The organism is Sphingomonas sp. CCH21-G11 (assembly GCF_001555965.1).
Lineage (GTDB): Bacteria > Pseudomonadota > Alphaproteobacteria > Sphingomonadales > Sphingomonadaceae > Sphingomonas.
The window spans coordinates 22,533-31,988 of the sequence record NZ_LSHX01000048.1; the positions used below are offsets into that span (position 1 = coordinate 22,533).

General features: G+C 69.1%; 10 protein-coding genes. 5 read left to right on the top strand and 5 right to left on the bottom strand.

All coding sequences use genetic code 11. The features are described from left to right. The first annotated feature begins 20 nt into the window (after positions 1-20). From AX676_RS12735 to AX676_RS12750, 4 genes are all read left to right on the top strand, one after another. Entirely contained in the window at positions 21-1,367 is a 1,347-nt protein-coding gene (locus tag AX676_RS12735) for a peptidylprolyl isomerase (protein ID WP_066479872.1), read from the top strand. Positions 1,368-1,389: 22 nt separating this feature from the next. Next, entirely contained in the window at positions 1,390-2,385 is a 996-nt protein-coding gene (gene pdxA / locus AX676_RS12740) for a 4-hydroxythreonine-4-phosphate dehydrogenase PdxA (protein ID WP_156437733.1), read from the top strand. A gap of 2 nt (positions 2,386-2,387) precedes the next feature. After that, positions 2,388-3,218: a 16S rRNA (adenine(1518)-N(6)/adenine(1519)-N(6))-dimethyltransferase RsmA gene (gene rsmA / locus AX676_RS12745; RefSeq protein WP_066479874.1), complete on the top strand. Its 831-nt coding sequence runs from the start codon at positions 2,388-2,390 to the stop codon at positions 3,216-3,218. A gap of 122 nt (positions 3,219-3,340) precedes the next feature. Further along, positions 3,341-3,601 (top strand): hypothetical protein, encoded by a 261-nt coding sequence (locus AX676_RS12750; protein ID WP_066479876.1) that lies wholly within the window; start codon positions 3,341-3,343, stop codon positions 3,599-3,601. Between the two features lie 79 nt (positions 3,602-3,680). Here AX676_RS12750 and AX676_RS12755 read toward each other — a convergent pair whose 3' ends face one another. The 5 genes from AX676_RS12755 to AX676_RS12770 all read right to left on the bottom strand — a co-directional run bounded on the left by AX676_RS12755 (position 3,681) and on the right by AX676_RS12770 (position 8,486). Beyond that, positions 3,681-4,193, bottom strand: coding sequence for a hypothetical protein (locus tag AX676_RS12755; protein ID WP_066479878.1), 513 nt, complete (start codon positions 4,191-4,193; stop codon positions 3,681-3,683). Between the two features lie 35 nt (positions 4,194-4,228). Continuing rightward, positions 4,229-5,413: an RsmB/NOP family class I SAM-dependent RNA methyltransferase gene (locus AX676_RS12760; RefSeq protein WP_066479879.1), complete on the bottom strand. Its 1,185-nt coding sequence runs from the start codon at positions 5,411-5,413 to the stop codon at positions 4,229-4,231. Beyond that, positions 5,410-5,562, bottom strand: a complete 153-nt coding sequence (locus AX676_RS17900; protein ID WP_156437734.1) for a hypothetical protein — start codon at positions 5,560-5,562, stop codon at positions 5,410-5,412. The genes AX676_RS12760 and AX676_RS17900 overlap by 4 nt, the downstream gene beginning before the upstream one ends. Positions 5,563-5,571: 9 nt before the next feature. Continuing rightward, on the bottom strand, positions 5,572-7,029 hold the full coding sequence (guaB, locus tag AX676_RS12765; protein WP_066479880.1) for an IMP dehydrogenase: 1,458 nt from the start codon (positions 7,027-7,029) through the stop codon (positions 5,572-5,574). A gap of 641 nt (positions 7,030-7,670) precedes the next feature. Continuing rightward, positions 7,671-8,486, bottom strand: a complete 816-nt coding sequence (locus AX676_RS12770; RefSeq protein ID WP_066479882.1) for an HpcH/HpaI aldolase/citrate lyase family protein — start codon at positions 8,484-8,486, stop codon at positions 7,671-7,673. A gap of 59 nt (positions 8,487-8,545) precedes the next feature. Here AX676_RS12770 and AX676_RS12775 point away from each other — a divergent pair. Next, positions 8,546-9,456: SPFH domain-containing protein (locus AX676_RS12775; RefSeq protein WP_066544410.1), on the top strand; the 911-nt coding region annotated here is incomplete at its 3' end.

The following is a 9,456-nucleotide window of genomic DNA, read 5'->3' on the forward strand; positions in this document are numbered from 1 at the left end:
GAAAGATTGATCGGGTGAAGATGAACATCGACGTTTGGAAGCGCGGCCTTGTGCGCTTCGCCATGACCGCAGCACTCGCCACGACCGGCGCGGCCGCACTCGCCACCCAGGATGGCGGCGACAGCGCCGCCGGGCTGAACATCCCGGAGGGGCTCCAGATCTTCGGCAAGCAGGATCCCAACATCCGCAAGCCGACCGCGATCGTCAATCGCGCGGTCATCACCGGGACCGATGTCGACCACCGCGTCAACATGATCGTCGCGCTGAACCAGATCAATCTGTCGGCGCAGGAGCGCGACCAGCTTCGCCTTCAGGTGCTGCGCAGCCTGATCGACGAAACGCTGCAGATCCAGGAAGCCGCCGCCAACGAGATCACGATCACGCCGACGGAAATCGCGCAGGGCTTTGCCCGCATCTCGCGCAACTTCGGCCGCTCGCCCGATCAGATGCGCGAATATCTGCGCAGCGTCGGCTCCTCCGAACGCTCGATGGTCCGCCAGATCGAGGGCGAGCTGGCGTGGAACCGCCTGCTCGGCCGCCAGGTCCAGCCCTTCGTCAATGTCGGGGAGGAGGAAGTGAAGTCGGTGCTCGAACGCCTCGAAGCCTCCAAGGGCTCCGAGGAGTTCCACCTCAAGGAAGTCTATCTCTCCGCCACGCCCGAGCGCGCGGACGAGGTTTACGCCGCGGTCCAGCAGATGCTGGAACAGATGCGCGGCGGCGCGCCCTTCGAATATTTCGCGCGCACCTACTCGGAGGCGTCGACCAAGGCGGTGAACGGCGATCTCGGCTGGGTGCGCCCCGGCATGCTCCCGTCGCAGCTGTCCGACGCGGCGCAGCGGATGCAGATCGGCCAGGTCGCCGGCCCGATCGAGGTGCCGGGCGGCTTCTCGCTGCTTTACCTCGTCGACAAGCGCAAGGTGCTGACCGCGGACCCGCGCGACGCGCGGCTGAGCCTGCGCCAGATGACCATCCGCTTCCCCGCCGGCACCACCCAGGCGCAGGCGACCGATCGCGCGGCCGCCTTTGCCCAGGCGACGCAGCAGATCCGCGGTTGCGGCAATGTCGGCGCGGTGGCCCAGGACCTTGGCGCCGAGGTCGTCGACAATGATTCGGTGCGCGTGCGCGATCTGCCGCCCGCGCTTCAGGAGATCATGCTCCAGCTTCAGGTCGGCCAGGCAACACCGCCCTTCGGCACCCCGGACGAGGGCGTGCGCGTGCTCGTGCTGTGCGGCCGCGACGATCCGCGCAGCGCCGGCCTGCCGTCGATGGAGCAGATGCAGGCGTCGATGGAGCAGGAACGCGTCAATCTGGTCGCCCAGCGCAAGCTGCGCGACCTGCGCCGCGACGCGATCGTCGAGTATCGCTGACGATGGCCGGGGGCCGTCGACGGTGACCCCGCCGCTGGCGATCTCGATGGGCGATCCGGCGGGCATCGGCCCGGAGGTGATCGCCAAGGCCTGGGCTCGGCGTGAAACCGAACGCCTCCCGCCCTTCGTGGCGGTGGGCGATCCGCGCGCGATCGAACGCGTGTGGCGCGGCCCGATCGCGCGGATCGAAACGCCGGGCGAAGCGGCCGCCATCTTCGACGGCGCGCTGCCGGTCATGGCGGTGACCGACGCGGGCGACATTACCCCCGGCCATCCCGATCCCGCCGGCGCGATCTGCGCGCTGCAGTCGCTCGAAATGGCGGTCGGGCTGACCCGCTCGGGCGCGGCGGCCGCGGTCGTCACCGGCCCAGTCGCCAAGGCGCAGCTCTACGCGATCGGCTTCACCCATCCCGGCCAGACCGAATTTGTCGCCGAACGCTGCGGCGTCGCGGCGGAGAATGCGGTGATGATGCTCGCCGGTCCGACGCTGCGCGTCGTGCCGGTCACCACCCATGTGCCGCTGGCCGCGGTGCGCGATCTGCTGACCATCGATCTGGTCGTCAACAAGGCCCGCGCCGCCGCGCGCGGCCTGACGCGCAATTTCGCGATCGAACGGCCGCGCCTCGCCTTTGCCGGCTTCAATCCGCATGCGGGCGAAGCCGGTGCGCTCGGGCGCGAGGAGATCGAGATCCTGATGCCCGCCATCCACGCGCTCCAGGCCGACGGGATCGATGCGGTCGGTCCGTTTGCCGCCGACACCATGTTCCACGCCCGCGCGCGCGGTGGCTATGACGTCGCGATCTGCTGCTATCACGATCAGGCGCTGATCCCGCTCAAGACGCTGCATTTCGACGAGGGCGTCAACATGACGCTCGGGCTGCCGATCGTCCGCACCTCGCCCGATCACGGCACCGCGTTCGACCTGGCCGGCACCGACCGTGCCGAACCCGGTGCGATGATCGCCGCGATCCGGCTGGCGGCCGAAGCGGCCGCGCACCGCGCCGAAACCGCCGCCTGACCATGTCGCCGCCGACATTGCCACCCTTGCGCGATGTCATCCGCGCGCACGGGCTTCAGGCCAGCCGCGCGCTCGGCCAGAATTTCCTGTTCGATGCCCAGCTGCTCGCGCGCATCGCCGCCATCCCGGGCGATCTGGCCGGCCAGCCGGTGCTGGAGGTCGGCCCCGGTCCCGGCGGCCTCACCCGCGCGCTGCTGGCGGCCGGCGCACAGGTCACCGCGATCGAGCGCGATTCGCGCTGCATTCCGGCGCTGGCCGAACTCGCCGCCGCCTATCCCGGCCAGTTACGCGTGATCGAGGGGGATGCCCTGGCGATCGACCATGCCGGGCTGTTCGACGCCCCGCCGCACATCGTCGCCAACCTGCCCTATAATATCGGCACCGCCTTGCTGGTCGGCTGGTTGTCGGCACCGTGGCGCCCGTGGTGGCAGACGCTGACGCTCATGTTCCAGCGCGAGGTCGCCGACCGCATCGTCGCGCCGGTGGGTGGCGACGCCTATGGCCGGCTGGCGGTCCTGTCCCAGTGGCGCAGCACCGCGCGCATCGCGATGCCGGTCCATCGCTCCGCCTTCACCCCGCCGCCCAAGGTGATGTCGGCAGTCGTCCATCTCGCACCCACCGACGCGCCGCCCGGCGTCGCGCTCGCCGACCTGGAACGCGTCACCGCCGCCGCCTTCGGCCAACGCCGCAAGATGCTGCGCCAGAGCCTGAAGCCGGTTCCCGGCGCGCTCGCGGCACTCGACGCGCTCGGCATCGAACCGACGCGACGGGCGGAAACGGTCAGCGTGACGGAGTTCGTTAAAATCGCACGAGCGCTCGCGAAGCAGGTCTAACACGGACCCTTTCTCCCACCCTCGCCATTGGCCAGACCGGGAATAAGCCGTAAGCATTAAACGCGGTCTGTCGGCAAGCGACCCCGTTTCGGACATTGGCAGTATCGTGAGAAAACCGGGTGATGATCGAACACATCTACCTGCAACCTAGCGAGCAGATGCCGCAAATGACCGACGAAGACGCTTGGCTCATCATCGAGGCGAGCGACGACGGTCGGTTTTTCGGAACGGGCTACGGCTTCAAGGCGTCGGGTGAGGGTGTTTTCTACGTCTCTCTGCCCGAAAGCGACACGACGCTGAAAGCGGCGCTAGCCGCAGCCACAGATTGGGCAGAAGATCGTGGCGTTTCGCGCATCTGGGTGCAGACTAGTCCAGTTTTGTAAGCGTCAGCTAACCACCCAGTTCCGGCCGCCCAGCACTGACGCCGAAAGCGGTCGTTTAGGGGTTCACGACCTAGTCTGCTCAGTTCTTCGCCGGCGCCGGGACCACCGGCGGCTTCACCGCATCCGCCGTCTGGGTCGTGGCCGGCCCCTTGGCGATCGCGGCGGCGAGGCCGGTCGCCTGCGGGCATTCGGCCGCGCAGAGCGCCTTGACCTTGGCCAGGTTCTCGCGCGCCCGCGCCAGCGCGCCCTTGGCGACCATCGCCTCTCCCTGCCCGGCCAGAGCGGCGATATCGTTGGGCTCGAGCAGCAGCGCCTCGCGATAGAAGCGGATCGCCTTGCCCGGCAGACCGCGTGCCTGCGCGATCTCGGCCAGCGCGACATAGGCCTGGCGGTTGCGCGGATCGACGACCAGCGCGGTCTCCAGGAAATCGGTCGCCCCGTCCAGATTTCCCGCGGCCTTCGCTTGCTTGCCCTGTTCGAGCAGCGCCACCGACCGCGCGTCGATCTGGTCGTCAGGGCGCTGGCCGCTCAGCGACGTCGATACGCACAACAGGGTCAGGGCAGCGGCGGCGGAAACCGAAATCAAACGCATTATCGTCTCCAGCAACGAACTCGGGCGTGCGGCAGTCATGGCGCGATCAATCTGGCCACAAAAAAGCCGTCTGTCGAATGTGCGTTCGGCGACAGGCGAAGTCCAGTCCCCCTCGCGTCACCCACCGCCATGTCCGGACGCTCGGCGCGCCAGCCCTCGTGCCGCGCCAGGAACGCATCGGCCTGATCCGCGCCCTCGGCATCCAGCACCGAACAGACGACGTGGATCAGCGCCCCGCCCGGTCGCAGCAACGTCGCGGCAAGATCGAGCAAGCGCGCCTGCACCTCGACCAGCCGCGCCAGCCGGTCGGGTGTCAGCCGCCAGCGCGCCTCCGGGTTGCGCCGCCACGTCCCGGTGCCTGAACATGGCGCGTCGACCAGCACCAGGTCGGCCCCGCCGGTCAGGTCGTCCAGCGCCGCCGCCTCGCGCCCGGGATCGAGCAGCCGCGGCTCGGCGATCGTCACGCCCGCGCGCGCCGCACGCGGGGCCAGCCGGCCCAACCGCCCGCGATCGGTGTCGCTGGCGATGATCCGCCCCGCATTCGCCATCGCCGCCGCAAGCGCCAGCGTCTTGCCGCCCGCGCCCGCGCACAGGTCGACCACCGTCATTCCCGGCGCGGCACCGCAGCCGAGCGCGACGTGCTGCGATCCCGCATCCTGCACCTCGAACGCGCCCTGCGCCCAGCCGGGATGATCCTCGACCCGGCTGTCGGGCGGCAGGCGCAGGCCGTGCGCCAGCCCCTCGATCGGCACCGCGCCCGGAAGCTCGGCCAGCACCGCCGCCGCCTCGCCGCGCAACGCATTGGCGCGAATGTCGAGCGGCGCGCGGTCGAGCAGCGCCGCCTGTGCGGACTTGTCCAACCCCGACGCGGCCAGCCGCTTGACCAGCCAGGCGGGTGCGACGCCCGCCACTGCCGCCTCTTCGCCCGCTTCGATCGCTGCGGGGGCATGGCCCTCCGCACCGAAATGCGAGCGCAACTCCGCGTCATCCGCCGCCAGCGCGAGCATCGCCGCGCGCCCGCTCGCCGGCCGTGCGCCCAGCGAGCGGATCGCACGATAGACCAGCTCGCGCACCGCGCGGCGATCCTTCGACCCGGCATAGCGGCGCTCGGCGAAATAGCGCGCGATCAGCGTGTCGGCCGCCGCGCCCTGATCGCGCGCAGCGGCGATGATCGCGTCGAGCAGCTCGATCGCGGCCTGGGTGCGCGCCTGCGGCGTCATGGCTCGCCGTCCCGCTCGCGTTCCAGCGCGCGTCCTTCCTCAAGCTTCGCCCGCGCGTTGCGATAACGCACGCGGAACAGGCGGATGCGGAACAGGATGTAGAGGCTGGCGAGCGCGACGATCAGCCCGATTTTCTGGGTATCGGTCAAACCATCGGCCTAGCGCGTCGGATAATTGGGCGCCTCGCGCGTGATCGTCACGTCATGGACGTGGCTTTCGCGCAGGCCCGCGCCGGTGATCCGCACGAAGCGCGCCTTGTCGCGCAGCTCGGTCAGGGTGCGCGCGCCGGTATAGCCCATCGCCGCCTTCACCCCGCCCACCAGCTGATGGATGACGTCGCGCGCCGGGCCCTTGTACGGCACCTGCCCCTCGATCCCTTCGGGCACCAGCTTCAACTGGTCCTTGATGTCCTGCTGGAAATAGCGGTCGGCCGATCCGCGCGCCATCGCGCCGACCGATCCCATGCCGCGATAGCTCTTGTAGGCGCGGCCCTGGTACAGGAACGTCTCGCCCGGCGCTTCCTCGGTCCCGGCCAGCAGCGATCCGATCATCACAGATCCCGCACCCGCCGCCAGTGCCTTGGCGACGTCGCCCGATGTGCGGATGCCGCCATCGGCGATCACCGGCACGCCCGACTTGGCGGCTTCATTGGCCGCGTCCATCACCGCGGTCAGCTGCGGCACGCCGACGCCCGCAACGACGCGCGTGGTGCAGATCGAACCGGGGCCGATGCCGACCTTGATCCCGTCCGCGCCCGCGTCGATCAGCGCGCGGGTCGCCGCACCCGTCGCGACATTGCCCGCGATCACCTGCACCGAATTGGACAGCGTCTTCACCCGCTCGACCGCGCGCGCGACGTCGCGGTTGTGGCCGTGCGCGGTGTCGATGACGATCAGGTCGACCTGCGCGTCGACCAGCGCCTCGGTGCGCTCGAACCCCTTGTCGCCCACCGTCGTCGCGGCCGCCACGCACAGCCGCCCCGCGCCGTCCTTGGTCGCTTCGGGATAGAGCACCGCCTTTTCGATGTCCTTGACGGTGATCAGGCCGATGCAGCGATAAGCGTCGTCGACGACCAGCAATTTCTCGATCCGGCGCTGGTGGAGCAAACGACGTGCTTCCTCCTGCGTGACCGCGGCGGAAACGGTGGCCAGGTTCTGGTGCGTCATCAGCTCGCTGACCGGCTGGGCCGGATTTTCGGCAAAGCGCACGTCGCGGTGGGTCAGGATGCCGACCAGCTTGCCGCCCGCCTCGACCACCGGAATGCCGCTGATCCGGTGGCGCTGCATCAGTTCCTGCGCCTGCGCCAGCGTCGCGTCCGGGGTGATGGTGATCGGGTTGACCACCATGCCGCTTTCGAAGCGCTTGACCTGGCGCACCGCCGCCACCTGTTCCTCGATCGACAGATTGCGGTGCAGCACGCCGATGCCGCCCAGCTGCGCCATCACGATCGCCATGTCGGCCTCGGTCACCGTGTCCATCGCCGACGACAGCACCGGGATATTGAGCGCCAGGTCGCGCGTCACGAAGGTGCGCGTGTCCGCCTGGCTCGGCAGCACCTCCGATTCCGCCGGGTACAGCAGCACGTCGTCGAAAGTGAGGCCGAGGGGAATGTCCATGAAGGTGCCGTATCGCCTGAGTCGAGGATTGGCGGCCCATGTAACCGCGCCCGTCGGAATGCGCCAGTGGGGCGGAGGGCGAGGTGTGTGCGCCCCGTCGCACCGTTCGTTTCGAGCCCCTCCGACTGCCTACAGGGCAGACGCTCAGGATAAACGTCCGCCACAGGCGGAAGTCGAGAAACGCTGCTCTGGGTGAGGCGCATGAAGCCTGGACCTTCCCGTCACCCCGGCCTTCGTGCCGGGGTCCACGGTGCCGCAAAGCGCCGTCGCTCGACGGTTGGAGCCGAGCCAATGCACGGGGGCAAAGGGCGCGCGCCGAAGATGGGCCAGCGCGGGTTGCGTGGTGGACCCCGGCACGAGGCCGGGGTGACGAGGAAGGGAGTGGCTGGTTTTCCGATCATTCCCTTTCCCGGTCAGCCTCTCAGGATGAGCGGCTCAGATCACTTGCGGATCATGGGGCTCAAAGGCCCCCGGCAAGCGGGAGGGAGCAGGCACTGTCCTACACGCCCGTCGCCTGCCAGGCTCGCGCAATGGCCTTTCCGCGCCCTGCCCCGCGCTTCAACGATCGGGCCGCCGCACCCCCAGGACGCAAACCTTGCACAGCCCGCAACTTCCGCAACTTCGCCCCGCGCCGGGACGCTTCAACCGCCCGCCCGCGCGATCAGCGCGCGTGCCTGTTCGACATGCATCGCCTCGATCATCCGGTCGCGAAAGCGTTGCGCGCCGCCGCTTGCCGCCGCGACGAGTGCCCGCGCATCGGCCAGCTCGGCCTCGGTCGGCCCGAATGCCGCCGCCGCCACGTCGATCTGGCCGGGATGGATCAGCGTCTTGCCGTCAAAGCCGAAACTGCGCCCCTCCCGGCACTCCGCCGCCAGTCCTTCGGGGTCATCCAGCGCATTGAACACGCCGTCCAGCGCCCACACGCCGCTCGCGCGCGCCGCCAGCACGATCGCCTGGAGCGCCAGCGTCAGCCCCGCGCGCCCGCTGCCCGGCGGCATCCCCCCGAGCGGCATCCCGAGCGTCGCCATCAGGTCATTGGTCCCGGCGATCAGCCCGGCGACGGCGAGCATCGCCGCGATCGCGGGCGCGTCCAGCACCCCGCGCGGCGTCTCGATCATCGCCAGCACCGGCTTGTCGCCGAACGGGATCACCACGTCGCCCTCGACCTTGGGCAGCACGATGAAGTCGGCGCGCGATGCCATCACCGCATCGACATCCGCCGACCAGGCCGGATGGCCGGTGCCGTTGACCCGGATCGCCACCCGCTTGCCGGCCAGTTCCCCCGCCACCGCCGTCACGGCGGCGTCGCGCGCGCGGTCCTTGTCCGCCTCCGCCACCGCATCCTCCAGATCGAGGATGATGAGGTCGGGGCGCAGCGTCGCCGCCTTGGCGATCGCGCGCGGATTGGACGCGGGCAGAAACAGCGCGGTGCGCGGGGCGAGTATGGGTGCGTTCATCCTTTCCCCATGCTAGCACGGCACCCGGATGCCAAGTGCGACGATCGGGGGAATGCGGGATGCTTGAAACTTTGCTCGGGTTGGTGGTGCTGCTGGTGCTCGGCTACCTGTTTGCCAGCATCAAGATCGTCCGCCAGGGCTATCACTATACCATCGAACATTTCGGCCGCTTCACCGGCGTCGCCCAGCCGGGGTTCAATTTCTACCCCGCCTTTTTCTATCGCGTCGGCCGCAAGGTGAACATGATGGAGCAGGTGATCGACATTCCGGGGCAGGAGATCATCACCCGCGACAATGCGATGATCTCGACCGACGGCGTCGTCTTCTTCCAGGTGCTGGATGCGCCCAAGGCGGCGTACGAAGTCTCCGACCTCTATGTCGCGCTGATGCAGCTGACCACCACCAACCTGCGCACCGTCATGGGCTCGATGGACCTCGACGAAACGCTGTCGAAGCGCGACGAGATCAACGCGCGGCTGCTCTCCGTCGTCGATCACGCGACCACGCCCTGGGGGGTCAAGATCACCCGCGTCGAGATCAAGGACATCCGGCCGCCCGCCGACATCGTCAACGCGATGGGCCGCCAGATGAAGGCCGAGCGCGAAAAGCGCGCCAACATCCTGGAGGCAGAGGGCACGCGCGCGTCGGAAATTCTGCGCGCCGAGGGGCAAAAGCAGGCGCGCATCCTCGAATCCGAAGGGCGCAAGGAGTCGGCCTTCCGCGACGCCGAAGCGCGCGAGCGCGCCGCCGAGGCCGAAGCGAAAGCGACCCGCCTGGTGTCGGAGGCGATCGAGCAGGGCTCAGCCCAGGCGATCAATTACTTCATCGCTCAGAAATATGTGGATGCGGTCGGCAAGTTCGCCACCTCGCCCAATGCCAAGACGATCCTGTTCCCGGTCGAGGCGACGCAGCTGATCGGCACGCTGGGCGGCATCGGCGAGATCGCCCGCGATGCGCTCGGTACCCCGCC